Annotated in this window: 14 protein-coding genes and 2 tRNA genes; 10 read left to right on the forward strand and 6 right to left on the reverse strand. The window is 61.0% G+C overall.

The window, feature by feature from the left end; translation table 11 throughout:
- The first annotated feature begins 135 nt into the window (after positions 1 to 135).
- From JNK74_19000 to JNK74_19030, 7 genes are all read left to right on the forward strand, one after another.
- Positions 136 to 222, forward strand: a tRNA-Leu gene (locus JNK74_19000).
- A gap of 200 nt (positions 223 to 422) precedes the next feature.
- The gene (locus JNK74_19005; GenBank protein ID MBL7648272.1) at positions 423 to 2711 is read left to right on the forward strand and encodes a DUF4838 domain-containing protein; all 2289 of its coding nucleotides are present in this window, start codon (positions 423 to 425) and stop codon (positions 2709 to 2711) included.
- 89 nt (positions 2712 to 2800) lie between these two features.
- Entirely contained in the window at positions 2801 to 3973 is a 1173-nt protein-coding gene (locus JNK74_19010; GenBank protein MBL7648273.1) for an amidohydrolase, read from the forward strand.
- Positions 3974 to 4082: 109 nt separating this feature from the next.
- Entirely contained in the window at positions 4083 to 4430 is a 348-nt protein-coding gene (locus JNK74_19015; GenBank protein MBL7648274.1) for a DUF4870 domain-containing protein, read from the forward strand.
- A 202-nt stretch (positions 4431 to 4632) separates the two neighbouring features.
- The gene (locus JNK74_19020; protein ID MBL7648275.1) at positions 4633 to 5202 is read left to right on the forward strand and encodes a M23 family metallopeptidase; all 570 of its coding nucleotides are present in this window, start codon (positions 4633 to 4635) and stop codon (positions 5200 to 5202) included.
- A 106-nt stretch (positions 5203 to 5308) separates the two neighbouring features.
- Positions 5309 to 6940 carry a hypothetical protein gene (locus tag JNK74_19025; GenBank protein ID MBL7648276.1) on the forward strand — a complete coding sequence of 544 codons (1632 nt, stop codon included), beginning with the start codon at positions 5309 to 5311 and terminating at the stop codon, positions 6938 to 6940.
- 368 nt (positions 6941 to 7308) lie between these two features.
- Positions 7309 to 7384, forward strand: a tRNA-Gly gene (locus tag JNK74_19030).
- 904 nt (positions 7385 to 8288) lie between these two features.
- Here the strand turns inward: JNK74_19030 and JNK74_19035 are convergent.
- Positions 8289 to 10058: a hypothetical protein gene (locus JNK74_19035; GenBank protein MBL7648277.1), complete on the reverse strand. Its 1770-nt coding sequence runs from the start codon at positions 10056 to 10058 to the stop codon at positions 8289 to 8291.
- A 516-nt stretch (positions 10059 to 10574) separates the two neighbouring features.
- Between JNK74_19035 and JNK74_19040 the strand changes: the two genes are divergently transcribed.
- Positions 10575 to 11864: a PQQ-binding-like beta-propeller repeat protein gene (locus JNK74_19040; GenBank protein ID MBL7648278.1), complete on the forward strand. Its 1290-nt coding sequence runs from the start codon at positions 10575 to 10577 to the stop codon at positions 11862 to 11864.
- Between the two features lie 71 nt (positions 11865 to 11935).
- Here the strand turns inward: JNK74_19040 and JNK74_19045 are convergent, their stop codons facing one another.
- Entirely contained in the window at positions 11936 to 13501 is a 1566-nt protein-coding gene (locus tag JNK74_19045; protein MBL7648279.1) for an MFS transporter, read from the reverse strand.
- A 44-nt stretch (positions 13502 to 13545) separates the two neighbouring features.
- Between JNK74_19045 and JNK74_19050 the strand changes: the two genes are divergently transcribed.
- Together JNK74_19050 and JNK74_19055 are read left to right on the forward strand one after the other, a co-directional pair.
- Complete coding sequence (locus tag JNK74_19050; GenBank protein ID MBL7648280.1) at positions 13546 to 14448, forward strand: LysR family transcriptional regulator; 903 nt, start codon at positions 13546 to 13548, stop codon at positions 14446 to 14448.
- 112 nt (positions 14449 to 14560) lie between these two features.
- On the forward strand, positions 14561 to 15394 hold the full coding sequence (locus JNK74_19055; protein MBL7648281.1) for a carbon-nitrogen hydrolase family protein: 834 nt from the start codon (positions 14561 to 14563) through the stop codon (positions 15392 to 15394).
- A 42-nt stretch (positions 15395 to 15436) separates the two neighbouring features.
- Here JNK74_19055 and JNK74_19060 read toward each other — a convergent pair whose 3' ends face one another.
- The 4 genes from JNK74_19060 to JNK74_19075 all read right to left on the reverse strand — a co-directional run bounded on the left by JNK74_19060 (position 15437) and on the right by JNK74_19075 (position 21711).
- Positions 15437 to 16318 carry an RNA-directed DNA polymerase gene (locus JNK74_19060; protein ID MBL7648282.1) on the reverse strand — a complete coding sequence of 294 codons (882 nt, stop codon included), beginning with the start codon at positions 16316 to 16318 and terminating at the stop codon, positions 15437 to 15439.
- A 280-nt stretch (positions 16319 to 16598) separates the two neighbouring features.
- A complete protein-coding gene (locus tag JNK74_19065; protein ID MBL7648283.1) occupies positions 16599 to 16742 on the reverse strand; it encodes a hypothetical protein in 144 nt (47 codons plus the stop codon).
- 453 nt (positions 16743 to 17195) lie between these two features.
- Complete coding sequence (locus JNK74_19070; protein ID MBL7648284.1) at positions 17196 to 17831, reverse strand: response regulator transcription factor; 636 nt, start codon at positions 17829 to 17831, stop codon at positions 17196 to 17198.
- A gap of 61 nt (positions 17832 to 17892) precedes the next feature.
- Positions 17893 to 21711, reverse strand: a complete 3819-nt coding sequence (locus JNK74_19075) for a PAS domain S-box protein (protein ID MBL7648285.1) — start codon at positions 21709 to 21711, stop codon at positions 17893 to 17895.
- Between the last annotated feature and the right edge of the window lie 40 nt (positions 21712 to 21751).

A 21751-nucleotide genomic window follows, 5' to 3' on the forward strand; every position in this document is an offset into this window, starting at 1 on the left:
CAGAAAATATCGGACGCCGTGGATGCACTCAAAATACTGGCCACCGCACAGGCTGCACCAAACTGGGGATAGCTCAGCGCGCTCCCCCGTGGAGTTGAAGTAAGCGCGACACTAAGGCTATACTTGCCGTCCCACGCCGGGGTGGCGAAATTGGCAGACGCAGCGGACTCAAAATCCGCCGGTGGTGACACCATAGGGGTTCGACCCCCCTCCCCGGTACCATATTGAAATTAAAGGACTTGCGCTGATGTTGCGCGGGTCCTTTTTCTTTGTGCGCCGATGCGACCCTATTCGCATGAAGCACTTCACCGTAACTCGGGTGAACCTGGGCTGGTCCGACGGCATGCGCGGCCCTTTCCGTTCGGCTGGTGCTGGTCTTGCGATGGGCTTTTCCTCTATAGTCTCGCGAGGAGAGACTTGCCATGTTTCATCGAAACTTTTCTGTACTCATTTGCATGATGTCCTGCGCGTGGGCCGGTCTTGGCGCTCAGGCGGCGGCGCCGGTCGCGCTGGTGGGCAACGGTCAGCCGCTGGCCCATATCGTGCTCGACAGCAACCCCGATACTCTGAACCGTGTGGTGGCGGAAGATTTTGCGGCCATCGTGTTGCGGATGTCGGGTGCCTCGCTTTCTGGTGAGGGGGGGGAGGGGCTTCTGCCGATTTACGTGGGCGAGGCGGAAGACTTTTCGGATTTGCCCATGGCCCTTCCCGCGCTGGCGGAGGAAGAGTTTCTTCTCAAGATAACGCCCGAGGCGATTTACATTCTTGGCGGCAGTTCTCTGGGCACGTCCCACGGCACCTATTCGCTCCTGCGGGATCTGGGCTGTCGCTGGGTCATGCCGGGTGCCATAGGCGAATGCCTGCCTGCGACGAAGGATATTGCGGTGCCCGTGCAGGAGCGACGGGAGAAGCCGGACTTCAACTTTCGCGAAATCTGGTACGCCTATGGGAGCTCGCCCGAGGCCGCGGCGCGCCACGACGAGTGGATGCGCCGCAATCGGATGGTGTCGCCGCCGATCTACCACCGCCACAATCTGACCGCGACACTGGAACGGGTGGCGCCATTCGATAAACGACCCGAGCTCTACGGCCTGCTCCAGGGCGAGCGGAAGAAAATGCAGATCTGCACGTCCAACCCCGAAGCGGTCGCGGGAGTGGTTGCATCCATCAAGCAGTATCTCGCGGAACATCCCGAGACGAAAGCCTATTCGCTGTGTCCCGATGACAACACGGATTTCTGCGAATGCGAAAATTGCAAGGCGCTGGATTCCGGTGTCCCGGACCGGAGCGGCCTGCCGAGCGTGGCAGATCGCTATCAGACGTTCCTGAACCAGGTCCTGAACGGCTTGAAGGATGAATTCCCGGATGTCCTCGTCACGACGTACTCCTACAACCGGAATCACACCAATCCGCCGGTCAAGACGCCGGTGGATCCCCGCACCTGTATCTTTTCGACGACCAGTGAATTCTGCTCGGCCCATGGCGTGGGCGATACCTTCTGCCCGTCACGCCAGGGCTACAAAGAGCTGCTCAAGCGCTGGACCGCGCTGACTTCGCATGTCTACATTTACGAGTACGACCCCGTGCCCTACAGCGGTGGTCTGCCCTGGCCCATGTGGGAGTCCAACGCCGCCGCGATGGCGACCTACAAGGAGATCGGCGTGGCCGGTGTCTATTTTGAGGGCCAGGACTCGTGGGCGGCGTATTTCCCCAACTACTACACGGCGGCACAGTTCATGTGGGATGCGACCCAGGACGGCCCGAGAATTTTTGATGAAATGTTAAGTGTCTTCTTCGGCGATGCCGCCCCGGAGATGGCGGCCTACTATCGCGTGCAGGCCTCGGTCTTTCAGGGGATCGAGCGCAAGGCGGAGTGGGGGCTTGTGGACTATCCGAGGTACTTCACACCCGACGTAGTGGAGGGCTGCCGCAAGGCCCTCGAAGCCGCCGAAACGAAAAGTGTATCACCGGCCGTCCAGCAGCGGCTGGAGATGGTCCGCCTGTCCTTCGATCAGATGGACGCCTACCTCCAGATTCGGCGCGCCGACGCTTCCACCACATTTGAGGCCTATAAAGGGGCGGTGGAGAAACTCGACCATACCATCGACCGCATGTGGGCTATCAATGAGGACTATATTCTGGCCAACATCGCCCACGAGAAGACCCGGGTGGGCATTGCGGATCGCTTTGCGACGGAATTCGGGTTCATCAACCGCTGGATGCTTTGCGGCCCCTTCGACAATCTCGGCATGGACGGTCACGACCGGGTTTATCCGCCAGAGCAGACTATCGATCTCTCGGCAGGTTATGAAGGCAAGGGCGGGCGAACAGTCGCATGGAAAAAGAACAACACCCCCGAGTGGCAGGGCTATGTGGACTTGGTGAAGGAGTTCGACGAGGCCGACTGGACCTGTGCCTACGCGCTGACCTGGGTTACGCTGGATGAAGGCCCTCGGGACGTCATGTTCCGCGTGGGAAGCAACGACTCCGTAAAAGTGTTTCTCAACGGAAGCGAAGTCTGGAGCAACAAACTGGAGCGGGCCGTGTCCGTGGACAACGACCTGATTCCCGTGACTCTGCCCCAGGGCACGTCGACCGTCATGCTGAAGATCGGCCAGGCCGCGCTCAACTGGGGATTCTATTTCCGCATCACCGAACGCGACTCCCTGGAGCGGCCCAGTGGTCTGCATACCAGCGCAGCCGCCCCTTGATCTGTGAGCGTTAGTGCGGGCGGCCTCGAGGTTTCAGCGAGATCCCGCCCGCTTGAAGCCCCGGTGCCGCCTTGCTACACTGCTGCCCCATGAAGTACCTGGCAGCCTGCGGCATTGTACGCACTAGAGCAGTCCTCTTTTCGGCCCCGTTTCTGGCCGCCGTACTCCCGTGGGCTTTGGTCACCGGTCTCTTCACGGGCGCCGGCCCCGCTCCCGCCCAGGATTCCAGCGCCACCGTCCGCCGCCTGGTGGAGGAGAAGCGCATCATCAATGTCCACGAACACGTCCAGGGCGAGGAAAACACCGCCACGCTGCTTCAGGAGATGGATGCGCTGGGCGTGGGGAAGACGGTTCTGGTAGGCAGCCCGTGGTTCACTATTTCGCTCTACGAGCGGGCCGGTTTCACCCGCTACGATGAGAATAACGCCGCGATACTGGCGATGGCCCGGGCCCACCCGGAGCGCTTCGAGGCCTGGCCCACCGTGAACCCGACCGACCCGGCCAAGCTGGACAAAGTGAAAAAGATGGTGGGGGAGGGCGCCACCGGCGTGAAGCTCTACCTCGGCCATGGCTACACCTCGCGCGAAAACAGGTACATCTTTCATCCAGTGGCCATGGATGATCCCGGAATGATGCCCCTCTACGCCTATCTCGCCGAGGCGCATATTCCCGTCTGCTTTCATGTTAATCCCGCGAAGCCGGGTTTTCTGGACGAGTTCGTGCAGGTGTTGAAGGCGAATCCCGACCTGAAGGTAAACACACCCCACTTCTTCATGTCCTCCATGGTGCATACCCGTCTCCGCGAGATGCTGAGGACCTTTCCGAATCTCTATGTGGACATAAGCTTTGGCCACGACGACTATTTGAAATCGGGACTCCAGCGGGTCTCGGCGGATCGCGATGCGTTTCGGGCCCTCTTCCAGGAATTTCCCGAGCGCTTCATGTTTGGCACGGACTATGTCGTGACCACACTGCGCCCCAAGGAGCACGCCTGGTATCGCGATCGCACCCAAGCCTATCTGGACATGCTTTCAACGGAGCAGTACAAGACGCCCCTGTTGCCCGACTTGCCCCTGCGCGGCCTGGGCCTCAGCCCGGAGCTGATCGAGAATATCCTCTACCGCAACTATGAGCGATTTCAGCAGCTCAAGCCCGAGAATACCCGAATCGAGCGCGCGCTCGACTGGTCTCAGTTGCGGGTGCGCATGGACAACCGCGCGCCGGGTCAGGCCCTGCCACCTCCGGAGCGCCGTCGGCGCTGAGTGGCGATCCACGAGCCCATTTCATTGCAGTCCTTCCCGTTCCTATGAAATAATCTCTTGACACTATGGTGCAGGGTCAGGAAATCAAACACAGGGAGAAGGAAGCAAAATGGATACGACACCAAGTAGTGATGAAAAGACCATGGCGATGGTTTGTCATTTGCTGGGACTGGTGGGGTATGTGATTCCCTTCGGCAATATCGTTGCCCCGCTTGTACTTTGGCAGATGAAAAAGGAGGGATCGGCCTATATCGACTATCATGGAAAGGAAGCCGTAAATTTCCAGATAGCGCTGACCGTCTATATTTTTGTCGCGGCGCTTAGCATCATGGTGCTGATTGGCTTCGTCCTCGCCCCCCTCGTCGGCATTGCGGGCTTGATCCTGATGGTTATGGCGGCGATCAAGGCGAAGGATGGCGAGAACTACCGTTACCCCTTCATCTTCCGCCTGCTGTAAGCGTCACTCATTCCAGCGATCAGTATTCAGACCCGCGCACGCGGGTGGCGCAAGCCGTTTGCGTGCGCGGCTTTTTTTTAGGTAGAGTAGGGGGCTGCGTTCAGGGGGCTTCGGGGCGGGGAACGATCTGCGAATTGGAGTACCGTGAATAGCTATGATTCATTGCCTGCCGAACCGTCCATATGCATGGTCAATAGTGATCGTGATGCTAGTGTCCCTGATTTCCGGGTGCAAGTCCATCCCGGAAGCCGAAGCTTCCGACCCCGGGAAGCCCATACTTTTTGATCCCATTCCTCCCGTGTCGGTACAGACCGAGTCCTTGCGCGATGTTCGTTTTCGTCGATTTGCGCCCGCTGAGGAGCATGTTGCGTCGGAATGGACCAAAGAGCCCTCCATTTGGCCGGTGGAGCATCCGGACCGCCAGGTGATTTCCCGCTTTGGGCCACGGGGCCAGAAGGAACACAAGGGGATGGACATCAAGGCCCCTACCGGCACACCCATCATGGCGGCTGCGGACGGCGAAGTTACTTATGCGGGCACGCGGAGTGGGTACGGACTTGTGGTGGAAATCAGTCATGGAGATGGGGTTGGGACGGTTTACGGCCATATGAATGAGATTTCCGTCGCGGTCGGCGACGTGGTTCACCAGCGCGATCCCATCGGAACCGTCGGGGCCACGGGGAACGCATCGACTCCCCACCTGCACTATGAAGTCCTCATCGATGGCGAGATCTACGATCCCTGGCTTTTTCTGCCGGCGATTGAGGGTTGAACTCTCCCGCGCTGTATCACGTTGACTTGACCCCCACGAACATGTTCCCATGCGGGCCATTGGCGCGATAGGGCGCCTGGAACGCAGTTCTTGAGGAGATATGCGGATGCACGGCGGACAACTGGTGGCCCGAGCACTGAAATCGGCGGGGGTGGAGTGCGTATTCACCCTCAGCGGCGGGCATATCATGCCCATCTATGACGGTTGTCAGGACGAGGGCATCGAGATAATCGACGTGCGCCACGAGCAGGCTGCCGCGCATGCGGCCGATGCCTGGTCGCGCGTGCGCCCCGGCAGCATCGGGGTGGCGCTGGTGACGGCGGGGCCGGGGGTTACCGATGCGGTGACCGGGGTTGCCAATGCCTGGCGCGCGAATTCGCCCATGTTGCTCATCGGCGGCCAGGGGCCTTTTGCCAACCGGGGCAAGGGCTCGTTGCAGGAAATGGACCACGTGGCCCTGATGCGCCCCATCACCAAGTGGGCCGACGCATGTTATCAGACGGAGCGCCTGCCGGAATACATCGAATTGGCCATGCGCCACGCGGTCTCCGGCATTCCGGGGCCTGTGTTCCTGGAAATCCCCATGGATATTCTCATGGCGGAAGCAAAGTGGGACGTGGACATACCCCGGATATCCACCCAGCCGCCGTCGATAACACCGGACCCGAAGACGGTTCGCGCCGCACTGGATCTGCTTTCCAAGGCGGAGAAGCCCATGCTGATGGCGGGGACCAGTGTGAAGTGGTCACAGGCGCAAGTCGCCATGACCGAGTTTCTCGATGTTACCAACATCCCGGCATTTGCAAACGGCATGGGGCGGGGGACACTGCCCCGGGATTCCCGGCACCTTTTCAATCGCACACGGCGCAAGGCTATGGAGCAGTGCGACCTGGTCATACTGGCGGGTGCGGTGCTCGATTTTCGCCTGGCCTTCGGGGAGTCGATCCCGAAGGGTGCCCGGATCATCCAGATGGAGATGGATAATACCCTCATCGGCCAGAACCGTCCATCGGACGTGGCGCTGGTGGGCAATCTTGCCTGTACCTTTGAGGCCCTGACAAGCGCTATGGTCTCCGAGAAGATGGTCCTGGACTTCTCCGGCTATTCGGCCATGCTTCGCGCCGAGGAGGACGCGAAGGGCGCCGAGGCGAGTGTCGCCGCCGCCAGCACGCAGGTGCCCATTCATGCCGAGCGGTTATGCCGGGAGATTGCCGACTTTGTGAACGACGATATGATTGTCATCGGGGATGGGGGAGATATCGTGGCCAAAACGGCCAAGGTCCTGCCGCTGCCGAGAAACGGGTTCTGGATGGATCCGGGCCCGCTGGGAACCCTCGGTGTTGGCATGCCCTTCGCCCTGGCCGCCCAGAAGGCACACCCCGACAAGCGGGTCCTAATCGTGTATGGCGACGGCAGTTTCGGGCTGAATGGCTTCGAGTTCGACACCGCCATCCGCTTCAATCTGCCCATCGTTGGCATCGTGGGGAATGATGCCGCCTGGGGCCAGATGATGCGTCCCCAGCTCGCCTTTTTCCCGGGGAAACCGCCCGTGGCGACCCAGCTCAACTACACGCGCTACGACAAGATCGTGGAGGCGATGGGGGGACATGGGGAGTACGTGACCCAGCCCGACCAGATTCGGCCAGCGCTGGAGCGGGCTTTTGCCTCGGGAAAGGCGGCCTGCATCAATGTCGAAATCGAGCGGGACCTGACCTTCAGCGGGGGGATTTACGTGTGAAGTGGTGCGACCGATTCGTACTTCCCGGGCGGGTGTCAGCACCAGGCTGAATGGCAAGCCAGGCACCACGCCAGTATATTATCAGACGTTGATGAGGCTTCCTCATGAGTGCGGCAGGGTAACCTGCGGTAGGGCGGATTCTCCGCCCGCGTGAATTGCTCCCATGCCTTCGAGAAGCCGTGAGATACAGGCCCGTCTCTTCGGAGGTGGACGCTGGCGGCGCAAAGCCCCCTAGTGCAGGCTGGTTGTGATTCGGTGGGGCTGGTACGGCCCCGGTCCTTCTGTTGGGTCGGCTCTAAGAGAAAATCCGGGACCTGACTATACTTGACACGGCCCGGTGCAGGTGCTATTCTTTCTCCACCTCGTGAGCGGGACTAACTCAGTTGGTAGAGTGCCAGCTTCCCAAGCTGGATGCCGCGGGTTCGATCCCCGTGTCCCGCTCCATTTTTATTTCTCCTCCTTGTTCTCCCACTAAATCCACCCCTGGGAGAACTGTGTCCGTTTGGGCACCCCGCAGGGCAGCCATACGCCCCTCATTCCTGGCTCCAGGCCATGTTCTCCGTACTCCCGTCACTGCTGCTGCAATTTTGCACACCTCCGCAGAACCACTGAAAATCCGTCCCAGGAGACCTTGCTTTGTTTAGGAGTTAGCTCGGGAATGCATTACAAGAAAACAACTTAGATTGGGTGTTATAATGGAGTGGATTAGGTCATTATATGACACGGGAAATCGAAGGAGGCAAGCTTGGTGTCGGCGCTTCCTGGGGTTGATATGAATGCTTTATGATGGAGCATACAAAAAGATCTCTCTATTGGCTACATAATATATATTATCAGACGCTCTAGAGCTTCAGGAAAGTACGTGCGCTGGGATAACTCTGGATGCTTGTGCCGGTTCTTGCCAAGTTCCGCAGGTGCCCTGGAATGACCACTGCGCTCGTCCGGCCGACCCGCACCTTTTCCACGGTGCGGGCCTCACGGAGCGATGCCCACGATGTTGACGGTCAATCCGATGGCGACGTAATTATTGAACCGGTGTCGTTTACTGCCCAGTGCAAGAACCCTGTGGACGAGCGTTCTCTTCAGGACGCTACGCGGGAAACTTCGGCCAGAACCTCACGGCGCCGATAACCCGATGGCGCAGCGGCGCGCAATGGCGCGACATCGGTGCATTGCTACAAGGTGAACTTATCCCCCACGCCTGCCGGGGGCGCCTCTCGTATGTTGACTGGTCGGGTTCCGAGGGATCTGGACCGGGACTGGCAGAGCATCTTTTTAGCTATGGGCTAAATTCAAACCAATCCACCGGTCTTGTGCACTTCGGGAAGTTTCTCCGTGCATGGCGGGGTCATTCTCCTGCGGAGAACACCCGCAGCGTGTGAATCGCGTCAAGTTTGGTTCGCGCCGGTGACTGCAGGTCCGGCTCGATCCCTCCCACGTCCCGCGCGTCAAGGAACGCGCGAAGTGCGGATTCCATTTCGCCCAGTAGCTCGGGATCGTCCAGATTCCGGGTGGGAAGATACTTCACTGCGGCGATACGCACCCGTTCATCCGGGTGCGCCATACAACGGTTCAGGAGCCGGAAGGCCTTCTCGAATCCGACAGGGCGCTCGCCCGTGAGTCGTCGTGTTTCCGGCAGCATCACGGTAATGGATCGATGGAGTGCTTCCACGTGAAGGGGTGTAACGTGTTCCTGCGTCTGGTCCATGGTCTCCTCGATAATCGCCTGTGCCGTGGCGCCCCAGTCCGCCCAGTAGGTCTTGGCGGACTGTGACGGAAAAGCGGGGCGAATCATGCCTTGGACGATGACGTCGTCCTGCATGGCGAGGCCATGCTCAAGCAGGGCGCGTGCTTTTCCCTGCTGTTCCTCAGTCTTGCGATAGCGATTAAGGGCCAGCATGCGAAAGGCTCTGGGATAGGGCGCGTGGGCCTCCGCGCGGTTGAATACCTGGGCTTCCAGTTGCGGCCAGGACAGGCTGGAGATCTCCTGCGCCAATCGGGGGAATTCCGGGGCGACAACCCAGTTACCATCAAACATCTCAGACGGCATGGACCAGGGTTGGACGTCGGGGTGCGGCAGTAAGCTTCCCTCCCGCTCCATCAGGGGAACCGGAGTCTCGGCAAAGCGCACATCGTAGATTGCGGCATCCTCGGGCAATCCCATGCCGCGGAAGGTGAAATGCTCCTGCGGGATTTGGTCGGTAATATCGGTCTGGGCGAACAGCACGGTCATTTTCTCATACATTGGCTGGTCCAATCCGCCCCCGGCCGCCTTTTCCGACGCAGTCAGATTTTCCAGCAGCCAGATGCCGGGCTGGGATTCCGATTCCCGGTAGCTTGCCAGCCATTCAATCACTTCGTAGCTCCGAATACGAGACTTGAAGAACGATTGGTGTACGCTGACCGCCTTGATCAGGCTATAGTTCAGCGCCGGGGCGATGTGGAAGCCACTGAGGTATTCCGACTTGTCCTGATAGCCTCCGGTGACGGGAAAGTTACGGTAGAAGGCGAGGTAGATACAGGGGATACCGTGAATCAGGCTGCGCTTGATTTCCGGCTCATAGCCAACCTCCCGGAGGCGTGGAAGGAGCCGCTCCGGAGCGACTTTCGACTTTCCATAGAAGTAGTCGATATCGAAGGTGTTGGGGAGCTGGATAAAGTTACCGAAGCGTGTCGGCAGCTTGACGAAGCCCGTCTGGATATCCGACTCATATATGCGCTCGATCGAGTCGTCGAAGGATACCCGCTTCGAAAGGATTGTCCAGCCACTCGAGGCTTTCCGTTTGACGTCGTAGGTGTAGTCGAAGCGATGGCGTGGGCCGCTCTGCGCCCACTGGACCGTTTCAATCCGATCGGAAGGCCAGACGGCTCCCGTGTCGTCCGGCTCCAGATGCTTGTACCTCTCCGACTCGCCCCAGGGTTCACCCCGCTGGCTCCGGACCATACAAGCACCTTTGGAATGCTCAAGCAACGCGTCGCGCCTGGTCGCCGCCTGCTGGACCAGGGTTATGACTTCGTCGAAGGTGGGCAGCGGCTCCCCCACTTCCTCCGCAGTACCGGCATTCAACCCTGCGAGAGAGAATAAGCCGAGTATCAGACACTTCCGAAATTGCCCCATGGCGTCATTCCTCCCATTGCGCTGGTCCTGGCACCCGGTGTGGTTCTGCTACTGTAACGCCCGGCACCACTGGGGTGTCAGTTTCGCTGTGACCCGGGCGAAAGTGGGAAAAATCGCGGCGCGCGGAATTCCGAACTGCGATCCTGCAACCCCGACGTTAACTCGGTCGTTGGCCTCGTGGTAGACCCGGCGGCCCAGGGGGCATTGGCATGGCTCCCGTCAGCACGCCGCCGCACCATGGTGAGTCTTGCACGACGAGGTGTTGCGGAAGAGCGCGGTGCCGTTGGAGATGCGGGAGCACGGCGCAGCGGTACGTCCCCGGGCATCGCACGGTCAGGGGGCGGCTGACGCAACCGGCGTCCTGATCTCTACCATACGACTAAGGGGCTCTTCCTCAGGTTGCCGTTCTTGCAACCCCCGCGTGAACCCGGTATTCTGATGGAAACTCGAAGTCCATGGCGTTCCTGCGGGCGCGGGATCGATGCCGGGCAGGTTTATTATTCAGGGAGATTCTACATGTCGTTCAGAGTATTGCTTTCGGTCGCCGCGCTTGCGGTGCTCTTTCATGGATCGCTGCCAGTCCAAGCGGAGGCCTCCGCGGACGCGGGCATGTCCCTGGCCTCGACGGACTGGGCCTGGTGGCGTGGACCGAGCCGAAACGGCGAGGCGGAGGCCAGCCAGACGCCGCCGCTGCAGTGGTCGGAAGAAAAGAATGTGTTGTGGAAGAGTCCCGTGCCGGGTCGCGGTCATGGGTCGCCGACGGTGGTGGGCGACCGGATCTTCGTGGCCACGGCGGACGAGGCCCAGGAAATTCAGTCGGTGCTGTGCTACGACCGGAAAACGGGTGAGCAGCGCTGGAAGACGGACGTGCACAAAGGCGGCTTTGCCTCCGAGGGGCGCCAGGGTCATGTACGGTCGACCAAGGCGTCGGCCACGGTGGCCTGCGATGGCGAACGGGTGTTTATCCCCTTCTTAAACAACAATGCGATCATTCTTACCGCGCTGGATCTGGAGGGCAAGCAGCTCTGGCAGCAGAAGGTGAGTGATTTTGTGGTGCATCAGGGCTACGGCGCCTCCCCCGCGCTCTACGGACCGCTGGTGATCGTTTCGGCGGATCATAAGGCCGGTGGCGCGCTGGCCGCCTTTGATCGGGTGACCGGCGCCCCGGTCTGGAGCCAGAAGCGCCCGGAGCTGCCCAACTACACCTCCCCCATCATCTTGAATGTTGCGGGCCGGGACCAGGTGTTGCTATTTGGTTGTGATCGCATTTCCAGCTATGAGCCCCTGACCGGAAAGCTCAACTGGGAGGTCGAAGGCGCGACTACCGAGTGCGTGACCTCCCTCGTTTCCGACGGCGAGGCGGTGGTGACCAGTGGCGGCTATCCGACCAAGCACATTTCGGTGGTGAAGGGCGACGGTTCGGGCGAACTGCGCTGGAAGAACGACACGCAGGTTTATGTACCCTCCATGCTGGTCCATGGCGGCCATCTCTACGCGGTGACGGATTCGGGCGAAGTGCTCTGCTACGACATGGCCGATGGCACACAGAAGTGGGAGCACCGTCTCGGCGGGAATTTTGCGGCGTCGCCGATTCTGGTGGGCGAGCAAATCTTCGCCACGGACAACAAGGGCACCACACACATTTTCAAGGCGAGCCCGTCGGGCTTTGAATTGGTCGGCGAAAACACCGTAACGGCGGACGAGGTCCAGGCGACCCCGGCGATCTGCGGGAACCAGATTTACATGCGCGTGGCCCAGGGCGAAGACGCCCAACGCCAGGAGATGCTCTACTGCATCGGTCTGTAATCGAGTGAATTGAAATGCAGCGGGCGCTCCCGAAGATCGGGAGCGCCCGTTTTGGTTACGCGGGAGCGAAGTCATCGTCGGGATGGCCTCCCTGTGAGACGGCCGTCAACCGCGATGGCAATCGCGAGCACAATCAGGACGAAGGCCACGGCGCAGGTCACCCCCATGCCATGAGCCACACTGTCCGGGCGGGCGGTAGCGACGTCGGGCTCACCGGAGGCCAGGGCGAAGACCGCGCCCATGGCGGATGCGCCGGTGATGAGTCCGAGGTTGCGGGCAAGGTTGAGCATGCCCGAGACGACGCCCCGCCGCTCGGCTTCGATGTCCGACATGACGGCGGTGTTGTTGGCCGTCTGAAAGAGGGCATAACCGATGGTCATCATCGCGAGGGGGACGACGAAACCGGGGATACCGAAGTTCACGGGTGCGACCGCCATCGCCAGGGAGCCCGCCGCGATGGTGAGAAGGCCGGCGATGGTCATGGGCGGCGCGCCGAAGCGGTCCGTCAAGCGACCGGCGGGCATTCCGGTCAACGCGACCACCAGGGGCCCAACCGAAAGCATGAGACCTGCCGTGGCCGAATCGAGCCCCAGGGCCCGAGTGAGGTAAAAGGGGCCAACCACCATGGTGGCCATCATCACGGTGGAGACGGCAGCGCTCGTGGCGAGTCCGGAGCGCAGCACCGGATCGCGGAACATGGCGGGGCGAATGAGCGGCGATGATGTACGCCTCTCGACGAATATGAGAAGGGCCGTTCCCAATCCCGCAGCCAACAACAGGGCGGCGTTGAGCGCGCCAAAGCTTCCTCGACCTACGGTCATGGCAAGTGCATAGGTGGCCAGGCTGAGGGCAAGCAGTACGGTGCCCGCGATGTCGAACTCCTTCGCCCTGGTTCTTGTCACGACACGGTCAGTGCTCAGGCAGTAATACGCGAGGGTCAAAGCGAGCACGCCCAGAGGCACATTGACGAAGAAGATGGCCCGCCAGCCGAAGGCTGCGATCAAGACGCCGCCGAGGGAAGGCCCGAGGGCGGTGCCCACGGCGGACATGGTCGCGAGAAGTCCCATGGCGCTGCCCAGCCGTGCGCCCGGCACGATCCCCGCCACCATGGACATGGTGAGGGCCATCATGGATGCGGCCCCTAGGCCCTGCGCCGCGCGGGCGACAATGAGCACGCCGAGGGAAGGTGCCGCGCCACAAAGCCCTGCGGACAGCGTGAAGAGCGACACGCCGACAAGCAAGAGATTCCGGCTCCCAACGAGGTCGCTGAGGCGTCCAACACTGACGATCAGGGTTGTGATCGCTAGGAGGTACGCGATAACGACCCATTGGGTCGCCTGAAAGGAAGCGCCGAAGGCCTGGGCGATAGTCGGCAGGGCGACGTTCGCAATGCTGGTGCCGAGGGAGGAAAGGAGCATGGAGAGCGAAAGAGCGGCCAGCGGCCCCCGGATCGAAGCTTCCTGCGTCGGACTCCCCGCGACTGCTTCACCCGCCTCTCCGCTTCGGAGTCTGATACTGGTTTCTGCGCTTATAGCCATGTTTGGTCCTTTCTCGGTGCTCCTGCCACGTTGGAAGCGTACTGCGTGAATCTTAGCCGCACTGGATGCATGGCGTAAATAGCATGGCTTGCAGGCCATAAGTGCGCTTGACGCCTTATTGCGTATAATGTGATAATTGAATTATGACCACACCCGACTTAAATCTACTCGTCACGCTCGACGTGCTGCTGGCCGAAGGCAGCGTGGCCCGGGCGGCCGACCGACTCCACCTGAGTCCGTCGGCCATGAGCCGCGCCTTGGCGCGACTCCGCACGGTGACGGGCGACCCGCTTCTGGTCAAGGCGGGTCGGGGTCTCGTGCCCACGCCCCGCGCGGTGGAGCTCCGCGAACGGGTGCGCCAACTTGTGCAGGATTCGGAAGCGGTGCTGCGCCCGGTGGAGCGACCCGACCTGAAAGGGGTGAGCCGGACGTTCACGATTCGCACGAGCGAAGGCTTCGTGGAGAACTTTGGCCCCGCACTCCTTACGCGCATTTCAGACGAAGCTCCGGAGATTCGGCTACGCTTCATGCAGAAGGTGGACAAAGACAGCACACTGCTTCGCGATGGGTTAGTCGACCTCGAAACCGGCGTGGTGGGAAAAACCATGGGCCCCGAGGTGCGGGCACAGGGCTTGTTTCGCGATCGCTTCGTGGGGGTGGTGCGCACGGGTCACCCAATCACGGAGGGCATAATCACGGTCAAGCGTTATGCGGAAGGCAGGCACATCAGCGTGGCCCGCAAGGGAACGAAGCAGGGTCCCATCGATTCGGCCCTGGAGACCCTTGGTTTGGCGCGGAATGTTGTCACCATCGTTGGGGGCTTCTCAACGGCCATGGCCCTTGCCCGCGAGACCGACCTTATCGCCACGGTCCCCGAACGACACACGGGCGTGCTCCGCAGCGGGATGTACACCTTTCCCCTGCCGGTGACCATTCCAGAGATCATGGTGTCGTTACTCTGGCATCCTCGCATGGACGGCGACCCGGTTCATGGCTGGCTGCGCGGTTGCTTTATGGAAGTGTGCGCGGGTCACGGCGCTGAATAACCGTCCCTTGATGCGGACTTCATGGACTTAAACGTCGCCACTCACGCGCTCTAGAATGGTTGCCCCGGTCCAGCCTCTGTGGTAGATTTGAGTCCCTCTGGAGATCCCGGTCATGTTTCGAGTCACTTCACGATTGACGCTCGCACTCCTGCTGAACGGAGTACTGTGGCTAACTTCGACATTGGCGGAAGAAGTTCCTGCCGATCGAACGGTTCGGGTCGCTTTGGTGCAGTTTGACGCGGTGCCAGGCGAGGTGCAGCGGAATCTGGACGCCATGGAGCGCCTGGCCCGCGAGGCCGCCGCGAAAGGCGCCCGCTTCGTGATGTTTCACGAACTTTCCACCACGGACTATCTGGAAGATGTGAGTGCGGCGCTGGAGGAAGTTCCCGGTGGTCCCTCCTGCCGTCGAATTGAATCCCTCGCCCGGGAGCTGGGCTGTTACATCGCCTTTGGACTACCCGAGAAAGAGGAAGACCGCCGCTATATCGCTTATGCGTTTTTCGGGCCGAAGGGCTTCGTCGAGAAATATCGAAAGACGTGGCTGTTCAAGCACAAGGAAGACCCTGGATTCCGCAATGAGATTGCCCGGTTCGATCCCGGCGATGGCCCCCGGATTTTCGAGATCGATGGAATTCGCGCCACGTGCCTGATCTGCGCCGATGCCGACGCACCGCGTTGCATCCAGCGGGTGTCAGACCTCAAACCGGAACTCGTGTTCTTCCCGATTAACCGCGCCGCTAAGACCTTTGATGCCTATCCGGGCCACGTGGCCCGGTTTGGCGCGATTACGCTGGTGGCGAATCGCGTCGGCAACAGCCAGGGACTGGATTGTCCAGGAGGTTCGACGATCTATGATGCGACGGGCGGCGTGATCGCGGAAGCGAACCGGGACGGGGCCGAGGAGATCCTGTACCGCGAACTGACCGTACCCGATCGAAAGGACTGAGCCGACGCCAACCCGGCAAGGCATCGAGAGCCCGTTGCGCGTTCACCTCGCCTGCCTCGTAGGATCACGATGGGCGGCGATCATGTGCTCCAGCGCGGCCCAACCCTGGCGCTGTTGCGGGGTGAGGGTCGCCTCTCCCCCATGCGCCATTCGATGATCGACCGCACGGAGCCAGCGGCGGGTCTTGCGCGGCAAGGTAATGCGCTCGTTCACCACGAGTCCGGTCACGTTCTGCTGCTGATGTCGCCGACGGATGCGAAGCTTCCGCTTCTGGTGGAGTTTGTAGCCGCCACTATCCAGGACGATGTCCTTTGTACAGCAGATGATGTGCTCGATGCTGTTGTGATTATCTTTCGCGAAGGAAAAGGTGAGATCGTCGGCGTAGCGCGTGTAGACCGCGCCGTGCTTTCGGGCCAGTCCGGCGAGGCGTGCGTCCATCTGGAAGTTTACGGCGTTGGCCAGCACGGGGCTGGTCGGCGCGCCCTGGGGCAGCGCGCCCTCGTGGGTACACAGGCGTGTGAGTAACGCGGCCGCAGCCTTGTTCCATCCGAGGTGACGAAAGTACTTCTCCACGCGCTTGGCCGTGGTGGAGCCGAAGAAGTCCTTGATGTCCATCCGCACGACGACCGCCTGGCCCGTGTGGCATGCGGCGTTGCTCGCGATGGAATAGCCGGGGCGGAAGCCGGTAACGGCGGCGTGGACGGGCATACGCTTCAGTACGCGACGGTAAATCTGGCGCTGGATGTTTTTTAGCGCGGGGTCCGGTGCGTGGATGGTGCGGGTGCCTCCGCTTCGCTTGGGCAGTTCAAAGGCGTGGTAGCGAATGGGCGCCGTCTCCAGTTCGGACAAGGGCAGTCCGACCCGCGCCGCGAGTTCCTCCGGCGTTCGCCCTCCCCCACCCGTCAGCCATGAAAAGAGGGACATCCCGAATTCCTCCCGAGTGCTTTAATGAACAGTGGCGCCGGATTGCTCCGGCGCCAAACCCGCCCTGCTACTCGTGCGACGAGTGCACGAACTTTCACCGAAGGCCTGGTAGCCCGGTTGACGAAACATCAACCCACGTCCTGCATTGGGACGCCGCCAAGGCGGGTAAGAAAAGTATACGGCGGGATGGGTGTCCCGTCAAGGGGTGGCACCCATAGTTCTCTTTTTGCCTGGACAGTGTGTAAGTACGTGCCATTCGAAGGCGCCCCCTTTCTGACGATCACGAGTCGCCGTCCTTCACGGGGCCACGGTCTTCGTCCCACTGGCGAAATCCGGTCAACCGCTTATACGGGCGCATGATCTCTCCCGTGATGGCGATATCTCCCGACGTTTCCTTCAAATGCTCCGGCAGGATAATCTCCATGAATCGCTTGCCGCGACGAAAGTAATGGTCATTACAACTGCACCGGTAAACGTAGCATCCCCAGCCAACTCGTCCGTAAATGGTTCGGACATCCCAAGTGTAATCGCGATAGGTGCGACACTTTCCCTGTCGGCAAAGGGGGAATGGATAGAACAAACGTAAGCGCCCAAGCTGGATGGCCCATATAAAGAGGGCCACGAACAGAACACCCAGCGCTGGTAGCAACACAAGCCCTATTGGCGGTTCACTGGCCCACCTCCAGGATAGCCCGCCCAGCGCGGTACCGCACCCCACGCAAAGTACGACTGCCAGTAACCGGGGCCCTGTTCTTGCCAAGAGAACGAGGTCAAACAAGAATCGGAGGTAGCTGGTTCGTCCAATCAAAAGGTCGGTCATCTCGCATGCACCTCAAGTTCATCTCCAGCCTCCGCTTTCTTGCCCGGTCTGCATCCATCATGTATCGCGATATTCATTTGGATTCAAGTCGGGATTGTCTATCCGGAGTTGTTCTTCGAACTTCGCCATACAATCCGGGCAGATGCCGTGGGAAAAGGAGGCATCGGAGTGGTCGCGGATGTAAACCTCTACCTGGTTCCAGTAGCCGTTGTCGTCGCGAATTTTTTTGCAGGTCGCGCAGATGGGGATGATGCCGCTCAGGGTCTTTATCTCATCGAGGGCCTTGCGCAATTCTTCGGCCTGGTCGGCGAGTGCTTCCTGCAGGGCAATGGTGCGGCGGCCCACGTCGACCCGAGCGCGGAGCTCACCAGTGTCGAAGGGCTTGGTCAAGTAGTCATCGGCACCGGCCTCGAGAGCCGCGACGATATCGGATTTATCGCCCTTGGTCGTGAGCATAATGATGTAAACGTTGCGCTTGGAGCACTGGGCCCGAATCTGTCGGGCCAGCTCCGGACCGTCCATTTCCGGCATCATCCAGTCGAGAATGGCAAGCGATGGAGCGTCTTCCTGCTGCATCAAGGTCCAGGCGTCGGCGCCGTTCACGACGGCGACGACTTCGTGTCCCTCTTTTCTCAGCACGGCCTCGAGGACGGTTCGGGAGGTGAGGTCATCTTCGGCGATTAGTATCCGCATGGGCGACTTGCTTTCGTGAAACGATGTGCCGGCACCCGTGTGTTCGGTGTCGGGTTCTGGCTCATTCTGGTTCTTTCGGGCCGTCAAAGTCCAGCGATAGCACGGCCTTCAGGCGTTGGAATTCCCGGTCTATTTCGGCGACGCAATTTCGGGCGGTTTCCAGATTGTTTACATCTTCCGCCGCGGTGGCCGCGGCGCAGAGGGCCATGCCGCCGATATTCGACGAGGCTCCTTTGATGGTGTGGGCCTGACGACGGATTCCATCGACCTCACCCGCTTCCAGGCTATCGCGCAGGGCTTGAAGCTGGCGCGGCATGTCTTCCAGGAAGCATTTGACCACATTCCGCGCAATTTCTTCATCGTCCATGAGGCGCGACATCATGCCTTTTCGGTCGAAGACTTGGACATCCACGCGGCTTGCGGCGCTTGTCGCCCTTGTTTCCAACCGTCCAACAGGTCGCGCGGCAATTTCCGGCGGAAGCCATTTTTCCAACGCGGCGGCCAGGGCCTGGGGGGATACGGGCTTGGATACGTAGTCGTTCATTCCCGCTTTCAGGCAGTTGTCCCGGTCGCCCTGAAGGGCGTGGGCCGTCATGGCGATAATGGGAATCTGGTGGTTTGGAACTGCGGACTCCGGGGTGCGGATCTGTCGGGTCGCCTCGATCCCGTCCATCTCGGGCATTTGCACATCCATGAGTACAATGTCGTAGGGCAGTGTTTCGAGCGCCCGGACCGCTTCCGCGCCATTGGCGACGGCGTCGGCGCTGAGGCCCAGGCGTTTCAGGATTCCGAGAGCGACGCGCTGGTTGGTGATGTTGTCTTCCGCGAGCAGGATGCGCGCCTTGCGGCCCTGAAATCGCAGTGCCGTTTCGCGGGCCGAATGGCGCGTCGTGATCGGGCGGCTCGCCGCACCGGGCTCGCCGGAGAGCACGAGGGACAGGACGTCGCGCAACTCCTGATGCTGTATTGGCTTGGTGGCGTATCCGGCGAAGCCGATTTCCTGAAAACGTCGCGCGTCGCCCCGGGCCCCGAGGGAAGTCAGGAGGACCATCCGGGTGTCGCTCAGGTGCGCATCCTCTCGGATTGTCCGCCCGAGGGCCGCGCCGTCCATTCCGGGCATCTGCATGTCGATCACGGCGATCCGGTAGGGATCCTGGTTGTGCGCGGCCCGCTGGAGCGCTTCCACGGCCAGATCTCCGCTTCTTTCCGCCTCGGGGCGCATGCCCCAGGAAAGCAGGCGTGTGGCGAGAATCTCCCGGCTGGTTTCATTGTCGTCGACAATCAGTGCGCGGACGCCGCGGAGCTCGGGGGGCGGCGGTGCGGTCTGGGCCGCTTCCGGGGACTGCTTGCCGAGGCGGGCGGTGAACCAGAACGTGGAGCCGACGCCCGGGGTGCTTTCCACGCCTATTTCCCCGCCCATCAGCTCGGCCAGTTGCTTCGAGATGGCGAGTCCCAGCCCGGTGCCGCCGTAGACCCGTGTGGTGGACGCGTCCACCTGGCTGAACTTATCAAAGAGTATCCCTTTCTTCTCTTCGGGGATACCGATGCCGGTATCCCGCACCGAAAAACGAAGTGTGACGCCGTCGTCGCGCTCTTCCACGTTCGAAACACGGATGACCACATCGCCGGCTTCGGTAAACTTGAGGGCGTTCCCGGCGAGGTTGTGGAGGACCTGGCGCAGGCGACCGGGGTCTCCGCGGAGGAGCACGGGCACCTCCGGATCGGCCGTGCAGTAGAGTTCCAGCTTCTTCTCGCGGGCCCGACTGGCGAGGGTGGCGGCGAAATCATCCAGCAGACTGAGCAGGTCGAAATCCAGCATTTCGAGGTCGAGTCGACCGGCTTCGATTTTGGAAAAATCCAGAATATCATTAAGCAGGCTGAGCAGGGATTCCCCGCTGGCGCGGACAATCTCGGCATAGCGCCGCTGCTCCGCATCGAGTTCGGTATCCATGAGGAGGCCGATCATGCCGATGACGCCGTTCATGGGTGTCCGGATTTCGTGGCTCATATTCGCCAGGAATTCGCTCTTGGCGGCGCTGGCGGATTCCGCGCGAATCGCCATTTCACTGGCGCGGGCGGTGGCGGCTTCCAGATTTTGATTCGTCAGTACGAGGGCTTCTTCCGCGCGCTTCTGCTCGGTGATGTCCCGGAGCAGCCCCACGGCGTGCCAACGTCCCTCCATCTGGATCCCCGACAGAGAAAGCTGGACCGGGATGGCCTCGCCATCATTGCGGCGCACCTCGAGTTCGAGGGCCTTGCCGCTCGGTGCGCCCTGCCCCTCCTGGAGGAAGGCGGCGAGTGCGAACTCCTGGTCGGCGCGGTAGTGTCGGGGCGACAGGAGGGACTGGAGGTCCTGGCCCAGGGCCTCGGCCCGTGTATATCCGAGAATGCGCTCGGCGGCGGGGTTCCAGAAGGAAATCTGCCCGTCCGGGGTCAACATCAGAATGGCATCGCGCGCGGCATCGGTGATGGAGCGCAGGCGGGCCTCGCTCTCCCGGAGCGCCATTTCCGTTCTCCTGCTCGCGGTGATATCTTCTTTAATTGCCAGGAAGTGGGTGATGGTGTTTGCGCTGTCCCGAATTGGGGAGATGAGCGCGCGCTCCCAGTAGACTTCACCGCTTTTTTTCCTATTGCAGAATTCCCCGCGCCATTCGTGGCCCGCGGTGATGTTCTCCCAGAGCTGTCGGTATTCCTCGGGGGCTTTGTCGCCGGATTTCAGTACGCGCGGATTCTGTCCAATCGCTTCCTCGGGCGTGTACCCGGTAATCTCCGTGAACTTGGGGTTGACATATTCGATGTCCCCCGCCACATTCGTGATGACGATGGATACGGGACTCTGATCGACGGTCTTGGAGAGTTTACTGAGATTCTCCAGCATTCTCCTGCGCTCGGAGATGTCGCGCGAGGACGCATAAAGGAAGTTTTTCCCCTCAATGGTGATCCCCCGCAGGTTGATTTCCACGTCTATGGATTGCCCGTCCCGGCATCGATGGCGCGTTTCGAAGCACTCGGACCGCTCCAGCCAGTCGGCCATGAGGGGTCGGTACTCTCCCGGGGCCCAGCGCGATTCCCAATCCGAGATATGGCGCAGGCCGGGGTCTCCCGGTTCATAGCCCAGCATGCGATAGAAGGACGAACTTGCTTCGACCAGTTCCCCTTCCTCATTGAGTACATGGATGCCATCGCTGACGGTTTCGAGCAGTGTGTGGTAACGCGTGAGGGCTTTGTTCAGCGAAACCTCGGATAGCCGGCGTGCGCTCACATCGTGAATCGTGGAGTTCAGCATGGGGCGGCCAGCGATGCGGGTCAGGCGTGTTGACACCTCCACATCCCGGATGGAGCCGTCCGCCAGTCTGTGTTTGAAATCGAAGTGTCTGCTCTGATTTTCCCCGACGGAGGCCATGGCGCGCAGCACTTCCTCCTCAGGGAGGAGGTTGATATCGGCAATGCGCATCGCCAGGAGTTTTTCCGCCGGATAGCCGTAAAACGCGAGGGCCGCCTGATTGGCGTCGACTATACGGCCTTCTTTCGGGGAGATCAGGAGCATGATGGCCGGGCTCATGAAGAACTGGTCACGGCGGGCCTGCACGCTTTCCAGGAGTTCCACGGTGCGGGCGTGGGTGCCGGAACGAGCCCGCCAAAGAATGAACAGCGCGAGTCCGGCCGCGGTCCAGCCCGCGAAAGCGACCACACGCAGATCGATTGAAGCCGACCTCGCAAGCACTGGGATTATCAGAGCGAGGCCGAGAATACCCATCGCGCCGAGGAGGTCGCGGGAAAGGGCTCCGCCGCAGTTGAATCGCACCGCGCTCCGGGCACGGATGTGCGGGGGCAAGGAGTTGGTGAAGCTGCGGGTACGTCCCCGGGTTGTCTCTCGCATATCCGTCTCTTCCGTGTCCCGCGCCCGATCCCCCGACCGG

The organism is Candidatus Hydrogenedentota bacterium (genome assembly GCA_016791475.1).
In the GTDB taxonomy this organism is placed as follows: Bacteria; Hydrogenedentota; Hydrogenedentia; order Hydrogenedentales; family JAEUWI01; genus JAEUWI01.

Excerpts from the sequence above, each read along its gene's own strand:
- JNK74_19005 (MBL7648272.1), top strand. The coding sequence starts at position 423 with ATGTTTCATCGAAACTTTTCTGTACTCATTTGCATGATGTCCTGCGCG.
- JNK74_19010 (MBL7648273.1), top strand. The coding sequence starts at position 2,801 with ATGAAGTACCTGGCAGCCTGCGGCATTGTACGCACTAGAGCAGTCCTC.
- JNK74_19015 (MBL7648274.1), top strand. The coding sequence starts at position 4,083 with ATGGATACGACACCAAGTAGTGATGAAAAGACCATGGCGATGGTTTGT.
- JNK74_19025 (MBL7648276.1), top strand. The coding sequence starts at position 5,309 with ATGCACGGCGGACAACTGGTGGCCCGAGCACTGAAATCGGCGGGGGTG.
- JNK74_19035 (MBL7648277.1), bottom strand. The coding sequence starts at position 10,058 with ATGGGGCAATTTCGGAAGTGTCTGATACTCGGCTTATTCTCTCTCGCA.
- JNK74_19040 (MBL7648278.1), top strand. The coding sequence starts at position 10,575 with ATGTCGTTCAGAGTATTGCTTTCGGTCGCCGCGCTTGCGGTGCTCTTT.
- JNK74_19045 (MBL7648279.1), bottom strand. The coding sequence starts at position 13,501 with ATGGCCTGCAAGCCATGCTATTTACGCCATGCATCCAGTGCGGCTAAG.
- JNK74_19050 (MBL7648280.1), top strand. The coding sequence starts at position 13,546 with ATGACCACACCCGACTTAAATCTACTCGTCACGCTCGACGTGCTGCTG.
- JNK74_19055 (MBL7648281.1), top strand. The coding sequence starts at position 14,561 with ATGTTTCGAGTCACTTCACGATTGACGCTCGCACTCCTGCTGAACGGA.
- JNK74_19060 (MBL7648282.1), bottom strand. The coding sequence starts at position 16,318 with ATGTCCCTCTTTTCATGGCTGACGGGTGGGGGAGGGCGAACGCCGGAG.
- JNK74_19065 (MBL7648283.1), bottom strand. The coding sequence starts at position 16,742 with ATGGAGATTATCCTGCCGGAGCATTTGAAGGAAACGTCGGGAGATATC.
- JNK74_19070 (MBL7648284.1), bottom strand. The coding sequence starts at position 17,831 with ATGCGGATACTAATCGCCGAAGATGACCTCACCTCCCGAACCGTCCTC.
- JNK74_19075 (MBL7648285.1), bottom strand. The coding sequence starts at position 21,711 with ATGCGAGAGACAACCCGGGGACGTACCCGCAGCTTCACCAACTCCTTG.